The sequence below is a fragment of the Acinetobacter sp. GRABPA_MV_2 genome, assembly GCF_056725885.1.
In genome coordinates this window covers 1-26,247 of sequence record NZ_JBWZNA010000015.1, presented here as the reverse complement: position 1 = coordinate 26,247, position 26,247 = coordinate 1, and the positions used below count along the sequence as shown (strand labels likewise).

Annotated in this window: 21 protein-coding genes; 9 read left to right on the top strand and 12 right to left on the bottom strand. The window is 40.4% G+C overall.

What is annotated here, in order from left to right; genetic code table 11:
• The gene (locus ACXM0J_RS13310) at positions 1-1,191 is read left to right on the top strand and encodes an MFS transporter (protein ID WP_005066574.1); all 1,191 of its coding nucleotides are present in this window, start codon (positions 1-3) and stop codon (positions 1,189-1,191) included.
• 42 nt (positions 1,192-1,233) lie between these two features.
• Here the strand turns inward: ACXM0J_RS13310 and ACXM0J_RS13305 are convergent, their stop codons facing one another.
• Positions 1,234-1,887 (bottom strand): START domain-containing protein, encoded by a 654-nt coding sequence (locus tag ACXM0J_RS13305; protein ID WP_086265731.1) that lies wholly within the window; start codon positions 1,885-1,887, stop codon positions 1,234-1,236.
• A 50-nt stretch (positions 1,888-1,937) separates the two neighbouring features.
• The gene (dapB, locus tag ACXM0J_RS13300; protein ID WP_002119175.1) at positions 1,938-2,759 is read right to left on the bottom strand and encodes a 4-hydroxy-tetrahydrodipicolinate reductase; all 822 of its coding nucleotides are present in this window, start codon (positions 2,757-2,759) and stop codon (positions 1,938-1,940) included.
• Positions 2,760-2,942: 183 nt separating this feature from the next.
• Between dapB and ACXM0J_RS13295 the strand changes: the two genes are divergently transcribed.
• On the top strand, positions 2,943-3,296 hold the full coding sequence (locus tag ACXM0J_RS13295) for a hypothetical protein (protein ID WP_086265732.1): 354 nt from the start codon (positions 2,943-2,945) through the stop codon (positions 3,294-3,296).
• Positions 3,297-3,411: 115 nt separating this feature from the next.
• Here the strand turns inward: ACXM0J_RS13295 and dnaJ are convergent, their stop codons facing one another.
• From dnaJ to ACXM0J_RS13275, 4 genes are all read right to left on the bottom strand, one after another.
• Positions 3,412-4,524: a molecular chaperone DnaJ gene (dnaJ, locus tag ACXM0J_RS13290; protein ID WP_002119101.1), complete on the bottom strand. Its 1,113-nt coding sequence runs from the start codon at positions 4,522-4,524 to the stop codon at positions 3,412-3,414.
• A gap of 103 nt (positions 4,525-4,627) precedes the next feature.
• On the bottom strand, positions 4,628-5,005 hold the full coding sequence (locus ACXM0J_RS13285) for a membrane protein (protein ID WP_005804326.1): 378 nt from the start codon (positions 5,003-5,005) through the stop codon (positions 4,628-4,630).
• Positions 5,006-5,144: 139 nt separating this feature from the next.
• On the bottom strand, positions 5,145-8,270 hold the full coding sequence (locus ACXM0J_RS13280) for an efflux RND transporter permease subunit (protein WP_086265733.1): 3,126 nt from the start codon (positions 8,268-8,270) through the stop codon (positions 5,145-5,147).
• Entirely contained in the window at positions 8,267-9,373 is a 1,107-nt protein-coding gene (locus tag ACXM0J_RS13275) for an efflux RND transporter periplasmic adaptor subunit (protein ID WP_086265734.1), read from the bottom strand. The genes ACXM0J_RS13280 and ACXM0J_RS13275 overlap by 4 nt, the downstream gene beginning before the upstream one ends.
• A gap of 148 nt (positions 9,374-9,521) precedes the next feature.
• Between ACXM0J_RS13275 and ACXM0J_RS13270 the strand changes: the two genes are divergently transcribed.
• The 4 genes from ACXM0J_RS13270 to ACXM0J_RS13255 all read left to right on the top strand — a co-directional run bounded on the left by ACXM0J_RS13270 (position 9,522) and on the right by ACXM0J_RS13255 (position 15,564).
• Entirely contained in the window at positions 9,522-10,145 is a 624-nt protein-coding gene (locus tag ACXM0J_RS13270) for a TetR/AcrR family transcriptional regulator (protein ID WP_086265735.1), read from the top strand.
• A 170-nt stretch (positions 10,146-10,315) separates the two neighbouring features.
• Positions 10,316-13,000 carry a phosphoenolpyruvate carboxylase gene (gene ppc / locus ACXM0J_RS13265; protein WP_086265736.1) on the top strand — a complete coding sequence of 895 codons (2,685 nt, stop codon included), beginning with the start codon at positions 10,316-10,318 and terminating at the stop codon, positions 12,998-13,000.
• Between the two features lie 297 nt (positions 13,001-13,297).
• The gene (locus ACXM0J_RS13260; protein ID WP_002119102.1) at positions 13,298-14,593 is read left to right on the top strand and encodes a solute carrier family 23 protein; all 1,296 of its coding nucleotides are present in this window, start codon (positions 13,298-13,300) and stop codon (positions 14,591-14,593) included.
• An 80-nt stretch (positions 14,594-14,673) separates the two neighbouring features.
• Entirely contained in the window at positions 14,674-15,564 is an 891-nt protein-coding gene (locus ACXM0J_RS13255; RefSeq protein ID WP_086265737.1) for a LysR family transcriptional regulator, read from the top strand.
• Between the two features lie 8 nt (positions 15,565-15,572).
• Here the strand turns inward: ACXM0J_RS13255 and ACXM0J_RS13250 are convergent, their stop codons facing one another.
• The 3 genes from ACXM0J_RS13250 to ilvD form a co-directional block, all read right to left on the bottom strand.
• Positions 15,573-16,304 (bottom strand): sulfite exporter TauE/SafE family protein, encoded by a 732-nt coding sequence (locus tag ACXM0J_RS13250; protein WP_213034447.1) that lies wholly within the window; start codon positions 16,302-16,304, stop codon positions 15,573-15,575.
• 77 nt (positions 16,305-16,381) lie between these two features.
• Entirely contained in the window at positions 16,382-17,671 is a 1,290-nt protein-coding gene (locus tag ACXM0J_RS13245; RefSeq protein ID WP_032007455.1) for a hypothetical protein, read from the bottom strand.
• 312 nt (positions 17,672-17,983) lie between these two features.
• Complete coding sequence (gene ilvD / locus ACXM0J_RS13240; RefSeq protein WP_013196516.1) at positions 17,984-19,813, bottom strand: dihydroxy-acid dehydratase; 1,830 nt, start codon at positions 19,811-19,813, stop codon at positions 17,984-17,986.
• Positions 19,814-20,160: 347 nt separating this feature from the next.
• Between ilvD and fmt the strand changes: the two genes are divergently transcribed.
• Positions 20,161-21,123, top strand: coding sequence for a methionyl-tRNA formyltransferase (gene fmt, locus ACXM0J_RS13235; protein ID WP_086265738.1), 963 nt, complete (start codon positions 20,161-20,163; stop codon positions 21,121-21,123).
• Complete coding sequence (rsmB, locus tag ACXM0J_RS13230; protein WP_086265739.1) at positions 21,120-22,424, top strand: 16S rRNA (cytosine(967)-C(5))-methyltransferase RsmB; 1,305 nt, start codon at positions 21,120-21,122, stop codon at positions 22,422-22,424. Before fmt ends, rsmB begins: the two co-directional genes overlap by 4 nt.
• Before the next feature lie 40 nt (positions 22,425-22,464).
• On the opposite strand, the gene ACXM0J_RS13225 is transcribed toward rsmB, so the two are convergent.
• On the bottom strand, positions 22,465-22,608 hold the full coding sequence (locus tag ACXM0J_RS13225; RefSeq protein WP_016143896.1) for a methionine/alanine import family NSS transporter small subunit: 144 nt from the start codon (positions 22,606-22,608) through the stop codon (positions 22,465-22,467).
• 12 nt (positions 22,609-22,620) lie between these two features.
• Positions 22,621-24,099, bottom strand: coding sequence for a sodium-dependent transporter (locus ACXM0J_RS13220; RefSeq protein WP_086265740.1), 1,479 nt, complete (start codon positions 24,097-24,099; stop codon positions 22,621-22,623).
• 639 nt (positions 24,100-24,738) lie between these two features.
• Between ACXM0J_RS13220 and ACXM0J_RS13215 the strand changes: the two genes are divergently transcribed.
• Entirely contained in the window at positions 24,739-25,443 is a 705-nt protein-coding gene (locus ACXM0J_RS13215; RefSeq protein WP_086265741.1) for a TIGR04219 family outer membrane beta-barrel protein, read from the top strand.
• Positions 25,444-25,495: 52 nt separating this feature from the next.
• Here ACXM0J_RS13215 and ACXM0J_RS13210 read toward each other — a convergent pair whose 3' ends face one another.
• Positions 25,496-26,092 (bottom strand): glutathione S-transferase family protein, encoded by a 597-nt coding sequence (locus ACXM0J_RS13210; RefSeq protein ID WP_086265742.1) that lies wholly within the window; start codon positions 26,090-26,092, stop codon positions 25,496-25,498.
• Positions 26,093-26,247 lie beyond the last annotated feature (155 nt).

Sequence of the window (26,247 nt, the reverse complement as noted above, 5' to 3'; positions counted from 1 at the left end):
ATGAACACTCAATCAAATACGGCGTTCTCGTTATTGGCATTGGCAATAGGTGCCTTTGCCATTGGCACCACGGAATTTTCTCCAATGGGGTTACTTCCGAACATCGCTAACGATTTAGGTATTTCAATTCCAACAGCCGGAATGTTAATTACAGGTTATGCACTTGGCGTCATGCTAGGTGCCCCGTTCATGACCCTGTGGTTTGGTGGTTTTGCACGACGTAATGCGCTTATTTTACTGATGGCGATCTTTACGGTAGGTAACCTAATCGCAGCGTTTTCACCAAGTTATATGAGCTTATTAGGTGCACGTCTTATCACAAGCTTAAACCACGGTGCCTTCTTCGGGATTGGCTCTGTTGTAGCGGCAAGCATTGTACCCGCACATAAACAGGCCAGTGCTGTAGCCACCATGTTTATGGGCTTAACTATTGCCAATATTGGTGGTGTACCGTTGGCAACTTGGGTTGGACAAAACATTGGCTGGCGTATGTCTTTCCTTGCGATTTCCTTGCTTGGTGTGATTACCATGCTCGCTTTATGGAAAGCACTCCCACAAGGGATGGTTGCCCAAAAACCAAATGTGAAAGCTGAGTTGAAGGTATTAACGCGTACTCCTGTAGTTCTTGCGCTACTCACTACCGTACTCGGTGCAGGTGCAATGTTTACGCTCTATACCTATATTGCGCCAAGTTTGACTGAGTTTACCCATGCTTCACCGACGTTCATTACGTTTATGTTGGTATTGATTGGTGTCGGTTTCTCAATTGGTAACCATTTAGGCGGACGTTTTGCAGATTTGTCGATTAATAAAACTTTGATTGGTTTCTTGGTTCTGTTAATTGTGATGATGGTGACTTTCCCAATTCTTGCACAAAGCCAGATTGGAGCAGCCATTGCATTAGTGATCTGGGGTGCAGCAACCTTTGCTTTAGTACCACCTTTGCAAATGCGTGTAATGTCAGTCGCTCATGAAGCACCAGGACTTGCCTCTTCAGTGAATATCGGTGCGTTTAACTTAGGTAACGCAGTAGGAGCAGCAGCAGGCGCGTTAGTACTCGATTTAGGTTGGGGTTATAGCGCAGTATCATTTGCTGGAGCATTACTAGCTGGCTTAGGTTTGTTATTGGTTTTATTTCAAATCAAACGCGAAAGTAGCCCTGCACAAGCTTTACAGCAGTGTTCAGATTAATAAAAAAAGCGCCTGAGATCAGGCGCTTTTTTTTTAAGGTATTTATTTTAAAATATCTGGTAATTTAGGGTGTTCATAAATCGGACTAGTCACTTCCCGCTTCATTTTAAGCAACATCTGGTAAGGCTGCTGTTGAACAAACATATTTACAAAGCTCAACGGAATTGCACCAGCAGGATCAGCATAACCACTGGTTGTTACTTTCACCTTATTATTTCCAAGTTTCTGGAATGTCCAATCCCCTTCATAGCGTGTTAAGCGCACTACATCAGGTTGTAACGGATAATTTCCACTAATTGCGGTATTTTTAATTGTCACAACACCATTTGCGGCCTTGCTCATTTTTCCTTTTACAACGACATCACGATCTTTCAAAGGAAACGGAAAATCCAACACCATATACAGTGTGAACTCACCTTTTTTCTCATCTTGAGACAACATTTCAACTTTGCCCATATAAGGCACCCACTGGTCAGCACGATTTACATCTAAAATCACAGCAACAGCGCGTTCAAGTGGCACATCAAATGTGGTTTCTGCTTTATATTGAAAGACTGGATTATCAGTTTTTTGATAGGTCCAGACTTTAATATTATTACGGTCTAAGCTGAGTTTAGCTTTTTCAGTAGAAGCAGCCCCCGTCCAGAGACTGCTTAAGCAAAGAAGAGTGGTCAAGGCAATTTGTTTTTTATTCATGTTCTGCTCTATCTTGTTTTTCTCGCTACACATGGAATACGTACAGGGTTTTATACCTGTACGTCGTTCAATCCTAAAACATCTTTCATGTCATATTTACGCGCTTCACGGCCCACAACCCATGCAGCAGCTCGTACTGCACCAGCAGCAAAGTTCATACGGTTAGTCGCTTTATGAGTCACTTCAACGCGCTCACCTTCACCAATAAACATCACTGTGTGTTCGCCAACGATGTCACCACCACGAATAGTTTCAAAACCAATTGTTTGACGGTCACGTGGGCCCGTATGCCCTTCACGTCCATACACAGCAACTTCTTTTAAGTTACGACCTAAAGTATCTGCAATTGCTTCGCCCATCATTAATGCTGTACCTGACGGCGCATCTACTTTATGACGGTGGTGAGCTTCAATCACTTCAATATCTACTGTATCGCCAAATACTTTTGCTGCAAGCTCAAGTAACTTGATTGATACATTTACACCCACTGAATAGTTCGCAGCGTAAACCACCGGGGTATGCGTAGCAACTTCGTCTAACTCAGCTTTTTGTTCATCTGACATACCTGTTGTACCAATAACCATGGCAACCCCAGCTTCACGACAAAGCTTTAAATGCTGAGCAGTTGCAACTGGTGCAGTAAAATCAATGATTACATCACAGTCTTTAAGAACTTCTGCTAAGTTTCCTGAAACCTTCACACCCACTGAACCAATACCAGCAAGCTCACCTGCATCCGTGCCCACCAAACTACTTTCCGGACGCTCTACCGCAGCAGCTAATTGATAGCCTGCCTGTTGAACTGCTTGAATAAGCGTACGGCCCATACGACCGCCTGCACCTAAAATACCAATGCGTGGAGCTGCTGACATAATCTTCCCAATCTTCGGTTTTACGTAATTTACCTACTATATCAAAACTCTTTGCTCATCTTAAAAAGTAAAAATTATTTTTTGAGTTAGGACGAAATTCAATCTGTTTTCACAAAAGTTAAAGAATTGATCGGCAGACTACGGAGCCACGAATGAGAAAAAGATGACTATAAGGAGTTCAGCATGCATTCGAGAATTATTAGCTTCACAGTGATGATGGGGATTATGAGTTCAGTGGCATTTGCAGAGCCTGCAATCCAGCCAGGAGACACATTAGAAAGTTTATCTAAAGCGCGTATTACAACAAACGTAAATACCCAAACACCAACGCCTACAGCTCAAACAAGCAATGCCAATGCTGACGTTAAAGTTGAAGATATTGACCCGATTATTGGCGAAACTACAGCAGAAACACCTAAAGCAGCTGTACAGCCACAAGCAGTAGCCGCAACAGTGATCGAAAATGCTCCGACTCTTGCTTCTAGCGAACCGACTGTAAGTGTTAATGATATTGATGTTGCTCACCCTACAGAGTAAACAGACATAATTTTTCTTTTAAGCAGAATAAAAATAATAAGATACATCAGCGCAATAAAAAGGCGGATATTTATAAAATATCCGCCTTCTTTTTAAGTTCTTGTCTAATCAAGTATTAATCAAATAAACGATCAAAGAATGATTTTTTCTTCGGTGAAGAAGCGCTGTCTTCGCCATCAAAAGAAGCTTGCAACTCTTTAAGTAATTCACGTTGGCGAGAATTTAAGTTGACTGGTGTTTCTACCACAATACGGCAAAGTAAATCACCGACCATGCTGCTACGTACTGGACGAACGCCTTTACCACGTAAACGGAATAATTTACCTGTTTGAGTTCCTTCAGGAATTTTAAGGCTAACACGGCCTTCCAAAGTTGGAATTTCAATTTCTTTACCAAGCGCAGCATCAGCAATGCTTACTGGTACATCCATATAAAGATCGGCACCATCACGTTGGAAAATTTCGTGTTCACGAACGACAACTTCAACGTACAAGTCACCTGATTGGCCATCACGAATTGCTTCGCCTTTACCACTCAAACGAACGCGGTCACCATTATCTACACCCGCTGGAATTGTAACTTCCAACGTTTGTTGGCGATCGGCAACACCTGAACCATGACATGCCTGACAAGGGTTTTTAATAATTTTACCTTGGCCACGACACGTACCACATGTTTGTTGTACAGAGAAGAAGCCTTGCTGCATACGAACTTGTCCTGAACCATGACAAGTTTTACAGGTTTCAACATCTTTTGGATTTTTAGAGCCTTTACCATCACACACATCACATGGTGCAGGAGCAGTAAAGGTAATAGTTTTTTTCACCCCTTTTACAGCTTCTTCAAGGGTAAGTTCCATTACATAGCGTAGATCTGATCCGCGACGTTGACGCTGTTGACGTCCACCACCACCGAATGCGCCGCCGAAGATATCACCGAACTGGCTAAAAATATCTTCTGCACTAAATCCACCGAAGCCACCACCGCCCCCGCCAAAGCCACCTTCGAACGCATTATGACCCATGCGATCGTACATGCTACGCTTTTCGCTGTCCGATAAAACTTCATAAGCTTCAGCAGCTTCTTTAAATTTCTCTTCAGCTTCGGCATTGTCAGGGTTTCTATCAGGATGATATTTCATCGCCAATTTACGGTAGGCTTTTTTGATCTCATCATCACTTGCGGTTTTTGAAACGCCTAAAACCTCATAATAATCACGTTTAGCCATTTTTGGCGGTGCTCCTCACGGAATTTTATCAATACTCTATTGCCGACTAAATGGGGGGCTTTAGCCGGATTTACAAGGGGGAAATGTTTAAAAAATAGATATATTAAAAAACTGCCTTATTTTTTAAATATTTAGACAAGCCTTTTAACCATGCATTTAATAGAAATAACCACGCAATAGCGCTAAAAACTACGCCAGCAACCGTAGAGGCTGTGACCCAAAGATTACTATCCCATGCAAAGAAGAAGAGCGGAATGAACCAGACAACAGCAAAAATTGCCATAAATAGAAATAGAATCCCGTTGCGCATAATCCATAGCGCATGCGCATGAATCCAAACTTCTGCATTATCTACAACTGCCACTTTACGAGCGACCAAATAAGCAAAGGCCGCAAAAATAACCGTAAACAATGCAAGAAACATGAACGCATAAGAAATTACTATATAACGGCGATGCTGTTCGATATGGTCTTGCCCCATCTGTATTTCACCTCAATTCACTGCATTTTGCCTATTTTTTATGCAGTGAAATAATCCTGTATTTTTTGTGTAAAGACAGGTGCTACTATATTGGAGTTTTCAATATTTCGCACCTTTATTCACAAAAAATTTATGTATTTTATGCGGTTTTTTTCACCTTAAACCACGCTGCGTAGAGTGCAGGTAGGAAAAATAATGTCAGTAAGGTGGCAACAATCAATCCGCCCATGATCGCAACTGCCATCGGACCAAAGAAAATACTTCGAGAAAGTGGAATCATGGCCAGAACAGCGGCTAAAGCAGTCAAAATAATTGGACGGAATCGACGCACTGTCGCCTCAATAATTGCCTCCCAAGTTGGATGTCCCGCTTGTCGGTCCTGCTCAATTTGATCAATCAAAATAAGCGAGTTACGCATGATCATGCCAGAGAGCGCAATTGTGCCTAACATGGCCACAAAGCCAAATGGTTTGTTAAATAACAATAAGAATAAAACAACGCCAATTAACCCCAGTGGAGCTGTTAACAGCACAATCGTCGAGCGAGACAAGCTTTTGAGCTGAATCATCAGTAATGTCATGACCACTGCCAAAAAGAGTGGCATACCCGCATTCACAGAATTTTGCCCACGTGCAGACTCTTCTACGGTTCCACCCACTTCAATGAGATAGCCACTTGGTAATTCAGCACGTAACTTATCCATTGATTCAGCTAACTCACCCACAACAGTAGCAGGCTGTAGTTGAGTTCGGATATCTGCGCGAACAGTAATAGTCGGTAAGCGGTTACGATGCCAGATCAAACCATCTTCAAACTTATACTCAATTTTCGCGATTTGAGCTAAAGGTACAGTGGTTCCATTGTTCGTTGGCACAGCTAAGCTTGCCAGTGAAGCCACTTCAACGCGCTCTGCTTGGTCCCCGCGTAAACGAATTTCAATCAGTTCACGTTTTTCACGATATTGCTCAATCGCACTACCTGTAATTGATGCATTAATGAAATTCGCTAAATCCAGACTAGAGACACCCATTTGTCGAGCACGGTCTTGATCAATTTGAATAGAAATAATCTTACTTGGTTCGCCCCAGTCTAAATGCACATTGGTGGTATTCTGGTTTTCACTTATTACTTTAGCGACCTGCTGTGCTTCTTTACGTACCAGATTTAAATCTTCACCTGACACACGATATTGCAATGGGTAACCAACAGGCGGGCCATTTTCGAGTAATGATACGCGAGTACGGACTTGCGGAAGTAATTGCTTAATTTGTGTTTCTAACGAGCGTCGAATGTCATCACGATCATCAAGTGATGATGCGAGTACAACAAACTGAGCAAAGCTGGCTTGCGGCAATTGCTGGTCTAAAGGTAAATAAAAACGTGGTGAACCTGTCCCTACATAGGCCACATAGTTATCAATACCCTTTTGTTTAGACAGGAAGTTCTCAACCTTTTTCACAGCTTGTTCTGTTGCTGTTAAAGAAGCGCCTTCTTCAAGTTTTAAATCGACTAAAATTTCGGCACGGTTTGAAGGTGGGAAAAACTGCTGAGGTACCATCTTAAACATGAGTACAGATAGCACGAAAATCCCCACCGTCGTTGCAATCACGGTTTTACGGTAGGTCACACAAAACTCGACCATCTTTCTAAAACGTAAATAGAAACTAGATTGATAAGGATCGTAATGATGGTCCTGTGAAATTGCCACAGTTTGCGGTTGTGGTTTTTTCGTTAATCTTGCCCATAAGCGGACATACCAAGGCGCCTGATGTCCTAACTTAGTAAAATCTGGTAATAGCTTTTCACCTAAATAAGGTACGAATAGAACTGCTGCAATCCAAGACACCAATAAAGCAATGGTCACGACCTGAAAGATAGAACGCGTGTATTCACCTGTACTAGACTGAGCAGTAGCAATCGGTAAAAAACCTGCCGCAGTGATGAGTGTTCCGGTTAACATTGGAAATGCGGTAGTTTTCCACGCAAATCCGGCGGCTTTAATCCGACTATAGCCCTGCTCCATCTTAATGGCCATCATCTCGACGGCGATAATCGCGTCATCGACTAACAGGCCTAACGCCAAGATCAGAGCACCAAGTGAAATCTTATGCAGTCCGACATCGAATAAACTCATACCGGCAAAGGTCATTGCTAAAACTAAAGGAATAGAAAAAGCGACCACCAATCCCGTACGGAAGCCTAAAGAGAAAAAACTCACTAACAAGACAATAATGACTGCTTCGGCGAGAACCTTCACAAACTCATGAATACTACGTTGTACTGCTACAGGTTGGTCAGAAACTTTTTGGAGTTTCATACCCAAAGGTAGTGTCTTTTGTAATTGGGCAAATTCTGTTTCTAAATTTTTACCAAGGGCAATAATGTCACCGCCTTTACGCATCGAAACGGCAATACCAATACCATTTTCACCCATGAAACGCATGCGCGGTTGAGCAGGCTGACTAAAACCACGATAGACATCAGCGACGTCACCAAGCTGAATTGTTTTATCACCGACCAATAAAGGTGTTTTTTTAATTTCATCAATATTTTGCAGATGACCACTTACTCTAATTTGAATACGGTCTGTACCCGTTTCAAAAAAGCCCGCACTTGCCATACTATTTTGCTTTTGTAGGGCTTCTTGAATCGCTGTAACTGGAATTCCGAGCTGTACCGCTTTAGTGTTAGAAATCTCAACCCAGATTTTCTGATCTTGTAGACCAATTAATTCGACCTTACTGACATCTTTGACTCGTTGAAGCTGTAATTGCAAACGATCTGCATATTCTTTCAAAAGTGCATAATCAAAGTCTTTGCCTGTCAATACATAAATATTACCGAAAGTGTCCCCAAATTCATCGTTAAAAAATGGGCCTTGTACACCGTTTGGCAGTTCATGGCGAATATCATTCACCTTCTTACGGACGTTATACCAAACGTCAGGGATCTGTGCTGATGTCAGCGAGTCCTTGGCAACAAACGTAACCATCGACTCACCCGGGCGGGAGTAAGCCATGATCTTGTCATACTGCCCTGTTGTCATGAGTTCCTTTTCGATACGGTCAGTCACCAGCGTTGAAACTTCTTTCGCTGTTGCTCCAGGCCAATAGGTTTGTACGACCATGACTTTAAAGGTAAATGGTGGGTCTTCACTTTGTGAGAGTTTTGAATAAGAGATCGCACCGATAATGCCAAGTAACAGCATAAAATAAAGGACGATACCTTTATTATTTAATGCCCATTCCGAGAGATTGAATTTCATGGCTGGGTTGCTCCCTGAATTTTCACCGCACGGTTTTCACGATCAATCGGATGAATCTTCTGTTTATCACGAAGCAAATGTACACCGCCAATCACAACCCAATCATTTGGAGCCAAACCAGATAGCACAGGTACGCTATCTTTGCCATATGCACCAATCCTTACAGGTACTTTACGCAAAGTCTGGTTCGCATTAACGACCCATACGTAAGGTTGATTATCTGTTGCTGAAACACTCGAAAGTGGCACACTCATCACATTGGTTTGAACTGAGGTAAAAAATACGCGTGCACTTTGTCCAAGCTGAATAACAGATTGACCTTCTTTAAGTGCAACTTTCACTGTAAATGTACGGGACTGATCCGCCGCTGGGGAAACTTCGCGCACATAACCGGCAAATCGGTCATTCGGTTTAGACCACAAGGTAATCCAAGCGGCTTGACCAACTTTAATCTCGCTAACCGCTTGTTCAGGAACACCAATAACAACTTCACGCTCTCCATCAATTGCAAGTTGATAAGCAGCTTGTCCTGCTGCAACCACTTGTCCAATTTCTATATTTCGCGCAGTAATTACCCCGTTTTTATTAGAAACGAGTTGGTTATAACCAGTTTGGTTGGCAGAAACTTCATAATTAGAACGAGCTTGCTGTAGTGCCGCTTGTGCCGCATCGTATTGATTTTTTACCGTATCGAATTGCGAACGGCTCACTGCATTAATAGGGAGTAATTGTTGAAAACGTTTAAGTTCATCTGCTGCTGTTTTCGCTGAAGCCTGTGCATTATCCAGTTGGGCTTTAGCAGCATTTAATTGTAACTGCGCATCTGCCACATCGAGTTTTGCTAATACTTGTCCAACTTTAACTCGGTCGCCTACATCCACATAGCGTGCAGTAACTTGTCCACCAACCCGAAATGCCAAAGCCGTTTGTTGTCTAGCCTGCACATCCCCTGCATAGCTTTTTTGTTCATTGAGTGTGGTTAATGGTTGCGCCACCATCACATAGGGTATTTCTTCTGTTTTGGGTGCTTCTTTACTGCATCCCATTAATGTGACCGTACAAACAATCACCATACTCATGATGAGAGGTTTTAACAGATTCATATCTTATCGCTCTTATTCAAACTGATTTTTTAAGGCACAATATGCTTGCATCATAGTTTGTTTGTTTTTTAATTAATATACCTATGGGTACATTAATTAAAAAAAACTTATAAATATTTATTTTTTTAAACTTTTATTAGAGGATTTTGTGCAAACAGTTAATCAAAGTGGTCGCCCCAAAGATCTGGAAAAGCGTGCTCGTATCCTACAAGCCGCGAAAGCTATTTTTTTAAAATCCGGTTATCACGGTACTAGCATGAACCAGATTGCACAGGAAGCCGGCGTTACTAAACTCACGGTTTATAACCACTTTCAAGATAAAGTGAATCTATTTATCTGTGCGATTACAGAAACTTGTGAAGAGACACTGGATACTAAACAATTTGACTTAGATACATCAGCAGACTTCTATCAAACACTCTTTATCGTATGTTCACGTGCTTTGCAGATTATTTATTCACCTGAAGCATTAAAGCTTGATCACGTATTATTAGAGCTTGCAGCAGAACAGAGTCCACTCGCCCTACAGTTTTTTGATGCATCACATACTCGACTGCAAAATCAATTAGCCACATTCTTCCAAAAAGCGGCTGAATTAGGTTTTATCCAAGCCGATGACCCAACCTATCAAACCGAGCTTCTTTTGTCTTTATTGCTTGGTGTACGCCATCACAAGGTTTTACTGGGCATTACTGCTGCCCCAAATGCTCAGGAGCTAGAGCAAATTATTCGCGATGCAATTCATTTATTCTTACTCAAATATGGGAGTTAAACCAAAGTCCGATTGTCAAAAGTTACGCTGAGTGCATGCCAGCTTTTAAGACGCTACAAGCGAATTAAATGTTATTTTTTAAGCAAAAATTCACATTTTCTTACGCTCAAAGCTTGGAATGTTCGCTAATCGCGCTATATTCGATAAGAATAAGAACAGGAGAAAATAGCATGGTTCAGCAAATCGATGCGCCACTGCGTGAGGATGTCCGCTTACTTGGTAATTTGTTAGGTGAAACCCTAAAACAACATGCAGGACAAGAACTGTTTAATCAGATCGAGCAAATCCGTGCTCTTGCCAAAGGTGCACGTGATGGTCAAGCTGAAGCCGAAAAGCAATTAGAACAATTATTTTTAGAACTGCCAGATGAAGAGCTATTACCTCTCACCCGCGCTTTTTCTCATTTCCTCAATTTTGCCAATATTGCCGAGCAATATCATGTGGTCCGTAGCCGCAGACAGGCAGAATTTGATTCGGATGCAAACTCTCCGAATCCGCTTGTTCACTTATTTCAAAAATTTAAAGATAAAAGTATTTCAACAGAGAAACTGTTCCAGCAAATTTGTGATCTTAAAATTGAATTAGTACTTACGGCGCACCCAACTGAAGTGAGTCGTCGTACCCTCATTCAAAAATATGATGATATCAATGCTTGTCTCTCACAACTTGATCAGCAAAAACTTACTCCACGCGAACGTCAAAGTGCACTTGCGAACTTAAAGCAACAAATTAGTTCGGCTTGGCAAACAGATGAAATCAGACAGCACCGTCCGACTCCAGTCGATGAAGCAAAATGGGGATTTGCCACAATCGAACAAACCCTTTGGAATGCTGTACCTAAATTCATTCGTGAGTTAAATGAATTAGTTCAAGAAAACTGCCAACTCAATTTACCACTTAATATTGCACCAGTACGTTTCGCATCTTGGATGGGTGGAGACCGAGATGGTAACCCAAATGTTACTCATCAAATTACCCAAGAAGTACTCTGGTTATCACGCTGGCAAGCTGCGGACCTCTATTTAAGAGATATCGAAAATTTACGTTGGGAACTTTCAATCCAGACTTGTTCTGAAGAAATGATTCAAGCAATTGGTAGCCAACATGCAGAACCTTATCGTGAGTATTTACGTGCAACACGAGAACGCTTAAAAGCGACTCGTCACTGGTTAGCTCAACGTTTGCAAGGCTTAGAAGCAGACGACAGCAATGTCATTAAAAGCAAAGATGAGCTTTTACAACCACTATTGCTGTGCTACCGCTCTTTAATCGACAGTAACCTGCCTGAAATTGCGAATGGTCAGCTTCTCGACTTTATCTATCGTGTGAACTGTTTTGGTATTGAACTACTTAAACTCGACATTCGCCAAGAATCAGGCCGTCATCGCCAAGCGATTTCAGCAATTACTGAATATTTAGGTTTAGGTAATTTTGAATCATGGACTGAACAAGCGCGCCAAAACTTCCTCATTCAGGAATTACAAAGTAAACGCCCGCTTTTACCGAAATATATTAATGAGCCTGAAGGTAGTTTGATTGGTCATCCAGATGTTCAAGAAGTATTTGCAACCATGCGTACTTTGGCAGACCAACCGCCTGAGTCTTTAGGGGCATATATTATTTCGATGGCTGAATATCCAAGTGATGTTTTAGCGGTGTTGTTATTGCAAAAAGAAGCAGGTATTCAGCATCCTTTACGTGTGGTGCCTCTGTTTGAAACTTTAAAAGACTTAGATGGTGCTGCAAGCACCATGAATACGCTGTTCAATATGCATTGGTATAAACAGCACATTCAGGGTAAACACGAAGTCATGATCGGTTACTCCGACTCTGCAAAAGATGCAGGTTTCATGTCTGCCAACTGGGCACAATACCGTGCTCAAGAAGAGTTGACTGCAATTGCTCAAACACACGGCGTACAGTTGACACTATTCCACGGTCGCGGCGGTTCAATTAGCCGTGGTGGGGCACCAACCCAACAGGCTTTGTTCTCGCAACCTCCTGGTTCAATTTCTGGGGCAATCCGTGTCACAGAACAAGGTGAAATGATTCGCTTCAAATTCGGTCTAGAAGGTATTGCGATGCAAAACCTTGAAATCTATACCGCAGCAACACTTGAAGCGACATTATTACCACCACCAGAACCTAAGGCCGAATGGCGTGAACTCATGAACCGTATGACAGATCATTCTGTTAAGGTTTATCGCCAAACAGTCCGTGAAAATCCACACTTTGTGAAGTATTTACGTACGGTTACCCCTGAGCTTGAATTACAAATGTTGCCGTTAGGCTCGCGTCCTGCAAAACGTAAAGTGAGTGGTGGCATCGAGTCTTTACGTGCGATTCCGTGGGTGTTTGCATGGACTCAAATCCGTTTGATGTTACCTGCATGGCTAGGCACTGGCGCAGCTATTAATGAAGTGATTGCAGATCAGCAAAAAGCGACACTTGATGAAATGCTCCAGCAATGGCCTTATTTCCAAACACTCATTGATATGCTGGAAATGGTATTGTCTAAAGCCGATGCCAACATTGCACTCTATTACGAGTCTCATTTGACTGAAGATGAAGATTTAAAAGTGCTCGGCAACCAATTACGTCAGCGCTTAAAAGATGCGGTTGAAACCTTGCTTGCATTAAAAGATGAATCAAAGCTTCTGAGTAATAACGATGTTCTTGATCAATCTATGCAGGTTCGTAAGCCATACCTACTTCCTTTGCATCTTTTACAGGCCGAGCTTATGAAACGCCGTCGCGATTACCTAGCGCAGCGTCAGGCAGAGCACACCCCTGTCGACCATGCACTTATGGTGAGTATTGCAGGTATTGCCGCTGGATTACGTAATACGGGCTAGGCTGATTTTACCGATTGTTTTATAAAGCAGTGCATCCCGATGTGCTGCTTTTTACTTGCAAAATTCTCTATTTTTCTTAAACTTTCCTCGATTTTCTATTTTTTTGAATATTTTTTAAAAATCATAAAATTAATTTTTATGAGAAAAAAATAACTAAATACGGATATTTAGTTTTTTAAAAATTATACCAATCGTTAAAAAATAATTACTTTTCACTTACATACTTCTCACTAGAGATTAAATGCTTTCCCAAGAAAGAGTATCATTGCAGCAATTAAAGAATAATGAGCTCATTTTATGTCCAATTGGTTTCCAAAATGGCAGCCTTACCAAGGTGATATTGACCATCGGCCAGTCTCTACCAATGAATATCTTCCACCCGTTCAAAGTGCTGTTTTGGGTATTCAACATGCATTTGCCATGTTTGGGGCGACTGTTTTAGCACCGTTACTCATGGGTTTTAATCCTAACCTTGCTATTTTAATGTCTGGCATCTGTACCATCTTGTTCTTTTTAATTACAGGTGGTCGTGTTCCAAGTTACTTAGGTTCAAGTTTTGCCTTTATTGGTGTGGTTGCAGCTGCAACTGGACATATTACAGGTTCAGGTGCCAATCCAAATCTATCCATGGCTTTAGGTGGAATCGTAGCATGTGGTGTTTTTTATGCCATCATCGGTTTTATTGTGATGCTTACAGGTACACGCTGGATTGAAAAACTCATGCCACCTGTGGTGACTGGCGCCATTGTGATGATTATTGGTCTAAACCTTGCACCTGTTACGATTAAAGGTGTTGCAGGCCAACCATTTGAAATGTGGATGGCCTTAATTACAGTACTTTGTATGGGCAGTATTGCAGTCTTTACTCGTGGCCTGTTGCAACGTTTACTTCTGTTGATTGGTTTGATCTTGGCCTATGTGATTTATGCCATCACCACCAATGGACTAGGTTTAGGTAAACCAATCGATTTTAGCCAGATCTCACAAGCCGCATGGTTTGGGATTCCAAGCTTTTCACATCCTACCTTTGACACGAATGCTATGCTAATTATTGCACCAGTTGCACTTATCTTAGTAGCAGAAAACCTAGGACATATTAAAGCTGTTGGCGCGATGACTGGTGAAAACCTGACTCCACAATTAGGTAAAGCATTTGTTGCAGATGGTTTGGCAACAACACTATCTGGTAGTGTCGGCGCTCCAGGGATGACCACTTACGGTGAAAACATTGGTGTGATGGCAGTCACTCGTGTGTACTCAACCATTGTTTTTGTGATCGCAGGTGTCTTTGCAATTTTCTTAGGTCTATCTCCAAAATTTGGCGCGGTGATTAGTACGATCCCAAGCGCAGTTTTAACAGGTGCATCTATTGTTGTGTTTGGTTTAATTACCATTGCCGGTGCAAAAATCTGGATTGAAAACAAAGTTGATTTTTCTAACAATAAAAACCTGATTGTTGCTTCGGTCACGATTATTTTAGGTGCTGGTAACTTTGAATTATTGTTCGGTAATTTCAATTTAGGTGGTATTGGTACAGCAACTTTTGCGGCCATTATTTTAAATTGGCTGTTTAGTTTAAAAGATAAAACCTAAATTCAAAAAGGCAGCGCAAGCTGCCTTTTTTTATTACGATTTAGTATGATGACTTTTTAGCCTTCAATACGTTCCCTCTCATGCGTTTTGATTTTTTTGATTTACAGCTGGTTCTTCATATTGTCTCTACAGGTAGTCTAACCAAAGGTGCAGACCGCTCTGCGATTTCACTTCAAGCCACAAGCGAACGTATTAAAAAACTCGAACAATATTTCGAAACGCCCTTATTTATTCGTCACACCACTGGTGTAGAGCTCACCACAGCAGGACATGCTTTTGTAGAACATGCTCGTCAGCTTTTAGCACAAAAAGAGCAGCTCGAACAAGAAATGCAGCGTTTTAGGCCGCCTACCACAGAGTCATTAACGCTTTGGTGTAACTCTTCTGCTCAAAGCGAATATTTGCCTCCGTTATTACCACAATATTTGGTGCTTCATCCCGAAATGAACATTGATTTACATGAGGCAGAAAGTTCAGAAATTGTAGAGGCATTAACGCAAGGAGTTGCAAGTCTTGGGCTGGTCTCAAGTTTTTTTGATACCAGGCATTTGCAAACTAAGGAATTTGCTAGCGATCCATTAGTTCTGATTTGTCCTCCTACTCACAACTTAGCTCAACACCAACAGCTGAATTTGGTAGAGGCTTTAAGTTATGGTTTTATTGGTCTTAAACCCCATCATTCATTGCAACAGTCCATCGAAACTCAAGCTAAGCTATTAGGCTTTAACATACAGTACCGTTTGCGCTTACCTAATTTTGGGGCGATTGCTGAGGTAGTCGCCAAAGGTGTCGGAATTGCGATTATGCCGGCTCGCGCTGCCCAGCGTTTGCAATCGGACTATGACTTTCATTCCATTCAACTGCTAGGTGCTTGGGCAAATCGTAAACTGCTTTTGGCTACACAAAATTTCAATCAGCTCCCTAATAGTTATAAACAGTTTTCAGATTTTTTATTGCAACATTGCCCTTAAAAATTGGCTTAATGCAAAATCATATAAAGCCCTAATGACACCAAACCTATAAAAAAGATACGACGAAATAACTGCTCATTTAACCGATAACGGATTTTTTTACCTAACCACATTCCAACGAGCGCCGCCAACAATGCAGCGAAAGATAAACGATAATCCAATGCCATTCCCGACATCGGGTTGTGGTGTAAAAAGACTGCAAGACAAATGGTAGAGACAGTAAACGTTAGTCCTAAAGCCTGAACCAACTCATCACGCTTTAAATGTAAAGACTGCAAATAAGGAACGATTGGAATAATAATGACACCAGTTGCTACAGTCACTGCCCCGCCGATATATCCAATAATCGGTGATAGCCAACGTTCATACTTCCCTAAGTGTGGAAGTTTCTTCACGCACAGACCATAGAGTCCATATAAGGCCAACATACAGCCCAATAAAATCTCACTACTATGCCCATGACTTTGACTTAAAGTAGGTAAAAAGCTCCATATTGAACCCACCACAATGCCCGCAAGCAACGTCCAGAAACGGCGAATAAAAGCCCAGACATGTCCTTCAGCAAAAAGTTGCCAGACATTGGTGACCATTGAAGGAACTATCAGAAGAGAAGCTGCCTGAAAAGGACTCATTGCGATGGTGAGTAAGCCCATAGATACTGCGGGCAATCCTAAACCAATCATGCCTTTAATCATGCCAGCGAAGGCAAAGACCACCATAATAATTGCTAAAAAAGTCACTGTTTATCTCCGATTCCTTAAAGGATATGCTACGGAAAAAACAGGTATTGCCCTATTCTTGTTTTTAGAAGTAGGCCTCAATTAAAAGTTGAGGCTGTTTTATATTTCTCTTCTAATACATTGCTAAAAATACTTTCGATCATCCATACACGATACAAGCTATTAAATACGTAGCTCTGACCATCAATACGCAGCTCTAAAACTGGCAAATCAGGCTGATGCTTGTCTTTGCAAAGTGCATCATTCTGCGCCAAAACAGATTGCACATCTTGGTCGGTTAGCTGCTCAATCCCAAGTTGTTGCTGTAACTGTTGGAAATGTTTTAAGAAAGATAAATCTTTTCCTTTTGTCCAAACTGCCTGCAATATCGTAAAAATTGTATCGATTTGCTGATTCTCTTGCACACTATAGAAAAGCTTTGCCATCTCTAATGTGCTTTCCTCAGTAGGGCGACAAAATGGCGTAAAGGCCACCCCTGTTCGTTTAGAAACACGTGTCGCCAAACTCCAGTCAAACCAGTCTCGACCTTGATAACTTAAAGGGTAAACTTTTAGTTGAATATCATAATAATCAGCAAGCTCTTCCTTAATATAGGCAAGTAACAGCCAACTCATTGGATCCTCTAAAGCAATATAGATATCAAGCTCAGGATGAAGGGTCTGAATCTCGGTAAGTGCTTCAGCATCATTAATCAAATGTTCACGCCATTCGATATGATTAATTAAAAAAATTGGATTGCCCGTCAGTAACTTTTGCTGCTTCAGACGACGAGTTAAACGTAATAAATCATCTACTGCGTGATATTTACGTCCACCAAATTCAAAGTATGCTGCAGGTACAGGCTCATCCGTAAAAATACGTTCTGAAAAATGTTGAGGAAGCTGATGTTTAACTGCCATGGCATGTAAAGTACGCAACTTTCCATATTGTTGTTGCCAAAGCATGTGAAAAATATCTTCTAGTAAATGGAAGAAATTCTGACCTTGTAATGGGGTTCTTTTTAATATGACTGCCGCTTGTTTTAAAGATTCTGGGCTTGGGATTTCTGGAAATTCATCAAAACCGAAACGATGTTGTTTGGCTAATATCTTGGCATCATTTAGACAATAATTCTGCCACTCTTCATGCGACATACTGTTTGGAGGTTCAGAAGCCGTATGCGAAATAATAATTTTTAAAGGCTTAAGTTCATCACTTAAAATTTCATCTAGCTGAGACAATTGCTGAACAGCCAAATAGCTATACACATCATCAAGTCGTAAATAAATACTTAAACCATTTTCCGTGGGTAACACCGCTTGACGAGAAGGCTTTTGGTAAAACCAGCTCGATCGAATAGGGTCAAACCAACGGCGTAGCAGTGACATGAGTTGTGCCTCTAAAAATAAATCCTAAGCGAGATCAAAGATTGTTTTGATCATAATGCAAGGTAAAACAGTAGTCGAGATTGAAATATAACTACCTTAGTTCACGCAGAAAATAAGTCATGTTTTTAGCAAGTTTCTACGTAGGTGAAGATTTTATCACCATTTTATGGCAAACCCATAGAATGATCTAAAAACACCTTTTTCTACAAGCTGATTTTTTTTACCAGACATGAAAAATGCACCCCTAACATGATAGCAATTCATCGTGTTAAAGGGTGCATGATTCCTAATCAATTATTAAAATTGAATATTTTATAGAACGCGTACAGCTCCTTTCGCTGCACTTGTTGTATGCATTGCATAAACTTTTAACGCTTTTGATACTTTACGTTTACGTTCTTCTTTCGGATGCCAGCCTTTCGCTTCTTGCACTGTACGGCGATGCGCCATAGTCGCATCATCAACGTTTAAGTGAATGGTACGGTTTGGAATATCGATTTCAATGGTATCGCCATCTTCAACCAAACCAATTGCACCACCTTCAGCTGCTTCTGGTGAAACGTGACCAATCGAAAGACCTGATGAACCACCAGAGAAACGACCATCTGTTACCAATGCACAGTCTTTTCCTAAACCTTTCGATTTAAGATAGCTAGTTGGGTACAGCATTTCTTGCATGCCTGGACCACCACGTGGACCTTCATAACGAATCACAACAACATCACCAGCTTTAATGTCATGACCCAAAATTGCATCTACAGCTGCATCTTGGCTTTCAAATACACGTGCCGTGCCTGTAAATTTCAAGATTGATTCATCAACACCCGCGGTTTTCACGATACAACCATCAAGCGCGATGTTGCCGTATAGAACAGCTAAACCACCATCTTTAGAGAATGCATGTTCTGCATTACGGATAACGCCTTTTTCTCGGTCGCCATCTAACGTTGAATAATAGCGATTTTGCGAGAATGCAACTTGAGTTGGAACACCACCTGGTGATGAACGATAGAATTCATAAACGTCTGCATCTTCAGTACGAATAATATCCCACTTATCCAACGCATCTTTTAAAGTTTTCTCGTGTACAGTCGGTACAGATACATCAAGCAACTTCGCGCGATCAAGTTCGCCCAAAATAGCCATAATACCGCCAGCACGATGAACATCTTCCATATGAACGTCTTGTTTTGCAGGTGCTACTTTCGACAATACAGGAACTCGACGTGATAATTCGTCAATATCGTCCATTGTAAAATCAACTTCTGCTTCACTTGCCGCAGCCAATAAATGCAGAACGGTATTGGTTGAACCACCCATTGCAATATCAAGGGTCATCGCATTTTTAAATGCAGCCTTGGTTGCAATCGAACGAGGTAAAATACTTGCATCTTCTTGTTCGTAATAGCGCTTAGCCAATTCAACAATAAGCTGGCCTGCTTTTAAGAATAATTTTTTACGATTTGCATGCGTCGCAACAATCGAACCATTACCCGGTAAAGATAAACCTAAAGCTTCTGTTAAACAGTTCATCGAGTTTGCCGTGAACATACCTGAACATGAACCACAGGTTGGACATGCCGAACGTTCAAATTCTTCAACTTCTTCGTCTGTATAACTTTCATCAGCCGCAACAACCATTGCATCAACAAGGTCAATCGCTTTTTCATTACCACGGAACTTAACCTTACCAGCTTCCATTGGTCCGCCAGACACGAAAACAACAGGAATATTCAGGCGCATCGCAGCCATGAGCATTCCCGGAGTAATTTTGTCACAGTTAGAAATACATACCATTGCATCAGCACAATGTGCATTCACCATATATTCAACTGAGTCAGCAATCAAATCACGTGATGGTAATGAATAAAGCATGCCGTCATGCCCCATTGCGATCCCGTCATCTACTGCGATCGTATTGAACTCTTTAGCAACGCCACCTGCTGCCTGAATTTCTGCTGCGACAAGCTGCCCTAGATCTTTAAGATGTACATGGCCCGGCACAAATTGGGTAAATGAGTTGACCACCGCAATAATCGGTTTGCCGAAATCCTCATCTTTCATTCCTGTTGCACGCCATAAGCCACGTGCGCCAGCCATATTTCTTCCGTGTGTCGATGTTTTTGAACGATAGTCAGGCATTAGTGTTTCCAACAAGTTGTGCTTGAGCGGAATTTTTCCCGCTCTGGCGGATGATACTGATATAGCGTTAGATCAGTCGGAATATTGACTCATCATCATAATTTGATCATTCTCCATTCTATAGAAGCAAATAATATTCGGAAAGCCAAGAACAGTAATAGACAGTCAATATTTAGCAAAACTTACATGAATAATTTTTTATTTTTTCATAACCTTTTTTTATCAATAAAAGTTTTTCAATAATTTTTTGTTCACTATTTAAAAACTAAAATGCTCAATCGCCATGAGTTTAGGGCTTCAATCGTTTTTCACGTATACTACGCCTAAACTCTTTTTGGATTGCATTTGTGAAAATTATTTTTGCTGGCACCCCCGAATTTGCTGCAACAGCATTGGCGGCTTTATTAAAAACTTCCCATGAAATTATCGCGGTTTATACTCAGCCAGATCGTAAATCGGGTCGTGGACAAAAACTAACGCCATCTCCCGTAAAACAACTTGCACTTGAGCATAATATCCCTGTTTATCAACCTCTTCACTTCAAAGCTTCAACCGAAGAAGGTTTAGCAGCTCAACAAGAACTTGCAGTTTTAGGCGCAGATGTGATGGTGGTTGCAGCCTATGGTTTAATTCTTCCACAAACTGTGCTCGATACACCTAAATATGGTTGTTTAAATATTCACGGTTCATTATTACCACGCTGGCGTGGAGCAGCACCAATTCAACGTGCGATTGCAACAGGTGATGACGAAACTGGTATCACCATCATGCAAATGGCTGCTGGTTTAGATACAGGCGATATGATGTATAAAACCTTCTGCCCAATCACTGCCGAAGATACATCAGCGACTTTACATGACAAACTCGCAGCTCAAGGCGCAACAGCAATTTGTGCGGTACTTGAGTCAGAAGAAACACTACAAAAATATTTGGCAGAACGCGAAGTTCAAGACGAAAGCTTAACTGTCTATGCTCATAAGCTCGTAAAATCAGAAGCTCGTATTGACTGGTCAATTGATGCTGTTCAAGTTGACCGAAATATTCGTGCATTCAATCCTTGGCCAGTTGCCTTCATTCAGTTAGATGAAAGTAATGCTCTACGTGTCTGGAACTCAATAATTTCTAGTCAAAGCAAAGCGAATGCTCAAGCTGGTGAAATTATTGCAATCGATAAGCAAGGTGTACATGTTGCTTGCGGTGAAAATACATTTATTTGTCTGACTAGCGTGCAGTGGCCGGGTGGTAAAGCATTAAACGCTCAACAAATTGCACAAACTCAAAAACTTCATGTAGGACAAATTTTGCCATGAGTCAGGTTACCTCAAATTCCTCACGTTTTAACCTGCGTGCTCAAGTCGTCCAGACATTATTAAAAGTTCAGCAAGGCCAATCACTCGCTAGTATTTTAAATACACAGCTGAATCAGGTCGCAGAGCGTGATCGTGCTTTGTTTCACGAACTTGTTTTAGGTACATTGCGCCAATGGTTTGCACTTAAATCAATTAGCCTACCTCTACTCAGCAAGCCTCTAAATAATGAGACAGTAGAAACCTGTCTTTATGTTGGTCTTTATCAAGTTTTATGCACGCGTATTGCAGCACATGCTGCTATTTCAGAAACAGTAGATGCGACAAAACAACTTGGATTTCCTGCACTCAGCGGTATTGTGAATGCAATTTTACGCAGAGCTACTCGTGAAACTGATGACTTTCAGCAAGGTTTACAGCAGGCGCATGGCTTACCAAGCTGGCTTTTCAAACGCTTAAAAAAGGATTGGGGTGAACAAACGGAATCTCTCTGCCAATCTTTGAAGCAAGTCGCGCCTTTAACCTTAAGAGTGAACCAGCGTCATATTGGCCGCGATGCTTATTTAGCAAAATTACAGAGTTTAGAAATTCAGGCACGTGCATGTACTTTGTCTGAGGCAGGTATTGTTCTTGAACAATCTGTACAAATTACTCAACTACCTGGTTTTGAACAAGGTTGGTTTTCTGTACAAGATGAACACGCTCAGCTTTGCGCAACATTATTGCCAGATTTGAACGATAAAATAGTAGTTGATGCATGTGCTGCCCCAGGCGGTAAAACTGCTCATTTACTTGAAAAATTTAAACCTGCTCAGCTCATTGCGATTGATCAGGACCCAAGCCGTTTAGTGCGTGTAACTGAGAACTTAAATCGCTTAGCACTTGATCAAAGTCATACAGAGATTTTAGCAGCCGATGCAACTCAATGGACTCCTGCACAACCAGTAGATTGTATTGTGCTCGATGCACCTTGCTCTGCTACAGGGGTTATTCGTCGTCATCCTGACATACGCCTATTACGCCAATCTAGTGATATAGCTCAAACCATTGAGCTACAAAAGCAGATCTTGGACCACATGTGGCAACAACTCAAAGTTGGCGGTACATTGCTTTACATCACCTGTTCAATTTTAAAAGCTGAAAATGAACAGCAGATGATGAAATTTTTTGCTGAAAATCCAAATGCAAAAGAGATTAAAATTGAAGCTGATTGGGGAATCGAGCAAACTCATGGCCGTCAATTACTGCCAGAAGCGCAGTCTGGTGATGGGTTTTATTATTGTAAAATCCAAAAAATTGCATAAAAAAAGCAGGCTTAAAGCCTGCTTTTTTACTCGATCAGCATTAAAGTGTGTGCTGATCTTTTACTTCTTCTAAAACGTCATCTAAATCTTCAGGATGTTTCGATAAATGGATAATGGATAAAGCCAAGCCGCCCCATAAAAACACCATCGAAATTACCATCATCACGATTGCTGAAGTATTCATTATTCTATCCTCCTAGCGATCTTTCATTTTGCTTAAAACAATTGCAACGACTGCACAGAAAATCACACTGCCCCAGCCGAATACACCTTGTAAGCTCATACTGTAACTATCATAGCCATTTTTGATCAAATTAAATACAGTCATACTGAGTGTAGTTAACAAGATTAACGATGTAATGACTGTTAAAGTGAAATCCCACCCCTTACCTAATTGAATAGTTGAGATGCGATTGACGTGATCACGAAGTTCAATTAGAGCAGAACGTTTAAACCAAGCCACGGTAATAATAGAAAGTAAAGCCCCGCCAATAATACCGATGTTATTGATAAAGTGGTCAACGATATCAACCAACTTAATTGCGTTTACACTTGAAAATAAAATAATTGATACAAGCGCACTACCACCACCAATAATGGTTACTGCTTTTTTACGACCCCATTTCAATTTATCTTGCATTGCTGCAATAGGTACTTCCAAAATACTCACCATCGAAGAAATACCTGCGACGAAAAGTGAAGCAAAGAATAAGAAGCCAAATAAATCGGCACCTGTACCTAGACTTGAAATAATTTTAGGGAATGCAATAAATGCTAATCCAATCCCGCCACTCACGACATCTTTAACTTCAGTACCTGCCGCATGTGCCATAAAGCCAAGTGCGGCGAAGATACCAATACCTGCTAAAATCTCTGTTGATGCATTTGCAAAACCAACAACAAGACCAGAACCTGTTAAATTCGTTTTCGGTTTTAAATAAGATGCATAAGTCACCATAATCCCGAAACCGACAGAGAGGGAGAAGAAAGTATGACCATAAGCCGCTAACCAAACTTTATAATCCATCATTGCTGACCAGTTTGGCGTAAAGAAAGCATTTAAGCCTTGAACTGCACCTGGTAAACGTAATGATTGAATCACTAAAATAGTGAAGAGAATGAATAATAAAGGCATGAAAATCTTATTTGATAATTCCACACCTTTTTTCACACCACCATAAAGAATGATTAAAGTAAGTGCCCAAATCCCAACAATCGGCCAGAATAAATGGCCTACAAACTGTAAATCAAAACCAGTTGCTTTTGTGGTCTGCAAATAGGTATTAAAGAAGAAACCTTCTGGATCACTTCCCCACATTTGACCAATAGAGAAATAAACATAACTACCAGCCCAAGTGAGTACACTTGCATAGTACAAACCAATAATAATACAGACACAAACCTGCCACCAACCTAAAGTTTCTCCGCCTTTAAATAGGGCACGATAAGCTTTAGGAGGTGAACCAGTACTACGATGACCTACCGCATAATCTAAAAATAGCAACGGTAAACCAGCAGTAATGAGTGCCAATAGATAGGGAATAAGAAACGCACCGCCACCATTTTCATAAGCAACGTATGGGAAGCGCCAGATATTACCTAAGCCTACAGCCGAACCAACGGCTGCAATAATAAAACCAGATCGTGACGTCCAGTTTTCACGAGAATCTGTCATAGAACACCTAATGTTAAAAGATTACTTATTTTTACTGCTATTGTTGATTGTTATTCCGCATGCAAAAAAAGAACCAAAAAATACTTTTGTGTTTGTAGAAAATAAAAAGCACCTTTTGAGTATTTTTATTCCCTTAACAAACAAGCAAAAATAGAAAATTCTTCCTTAAAGATTTTTGTCCATTTTTTGCCCCTATATAGCTGAACAATACCTGTTTTTATTTCTTTTTACTGTAATTTCCGTCAGAAATTTTACGAATTTTCTGAGTTTTTTTCACAATTGGTTATTTTTCAGCTAATGTTTACGTTCTACTACTTGTAGCTCAACATTATTGTTCAATGACATTTTCTGCCAACTCTTAAAAAAGCTCCTTTAATTACTCAACTTATCCACTAATTTATTTTTAACTCTCCAGTTATCAATTAAAATTTAATAAGCGCGATAAGATTGACAAAATTTATACTAAATTTTCTACAAGATTAAATTCATTTAAATTAAATAGAAAATATTAATTCCTTGAAATAAATAAACTTTTTTAAGGATTAAAAATTTATTCATATCACACATCTCAGATCCTTATTTTTTATCAATGCATCTGTAGCAAGATGTCTATATCATGCGCTCAAAGATTTCTTTTATGTGGATGTAAAAATGAAAATATTAAAAATATCTTTATTAACGCTCGGGATGGGCTTAAGTGGCTTTGCTCAAGCAGACTTCGTAGGAGTAAAAGGAGACGTCGGTTACTGGTTTTATGACGGTAAAGCGAATATGTCTTCTCAATCATCCGAAGATCAAGACTTAGACCAAAAAGGTAGTGCTCAAATCTCATTAGCAGTAGAGCACCCAATTCCATTTCTTCCCAATGCCAAAATTCGTTATGTAAATTTAGATACCGAAACTAAATCAGAAACTTTAGGTCAAGCCAATTATAAAGTTGATTTAGATCATAGCGATTTTATCCTCTACTACGAGTTACTAGATAATATCGTAAGTGTAGATGCTGGTCTTGGTGCAACTGTATTAAATGGTGATATTACTGCGTACACAGGTAAGCGCGTGGATATTGATAAAACATATCCTATTGCTTATTTGTCAGGTGAAGTAAAACTACCGTTTACAGGCTTAAGTGCTAAAGGTGAAGCAACTTATACAAACTTTGATGATGCACGAATTACAGATGCGCTGGCAGAGGTAAAATATAAATTTGCAGATAACCTACTCATTGATCTGGGTCTAACAGCAGGCTATCGCATACTTAATATCGATTTAGATGACTACGATAACAATGACCTTAAATTTGAGTTTAAAGGCCCATATGTAGGCTTAGAAGCACATTTCTAAATCAGAAGAATTTCAGAAATAAAAAAGAACTCTATATGAGTTCTTTTTTTATTTAAATCATATCTACATAACCTAAATATTCTCGAATTCTTTGACACCAAGCTTGAATATTTGGATATAGCTCCAAATCAAAACCACCTTCCTCCGCGACATGGGTATATGCATATAAGGCAATATCAGCAATAGTTAATTGATCTCCAACAAGATAGTCGTGATCTACTAGAGCTTTATCCATAATAGATAGTGCTTTATGGCCTTTTGGCTGTAAATTATGGTATTCCTCTATTCTTTCTGGTGGTAACCCTAAATATTTATTAATAAAACGAGCAACTGCAATAAATGGTTCATGACTATACTGCTCAAAGAACATCCATTGGTACATTTTGGCTTTAATAAAAGAATCTGTAGGAATAAATTTTGTTCCTTCAGCCAAGTAACCTAAAATAGCATTCGATTCACTCAAAACACGACCATCTTCTAGAACTAATACAGGTATTTTTCCATTAGGATTTAACGACAAAAAATCAGCTGATTGGGTTTCTTTATTTAAAATATCAACATGTACCCATTTATGATTAATTTTTAATAAGGAAAGTAATAGTTTTATCTTATAACAGTTACCCGAACCGATATCACCATAAATTATCATAAATGCTCTTCCCTTATTATGCATACTTAATAGATTAATTTTCTTATTATTTATAGCACAGCTCTTCCTTACTATTTTATATTTATTTCCTACAAATATATTTTTCCCACACAATAAAAAACACCCCCATTCATTGGAATGGGGGTGTTTGGAAT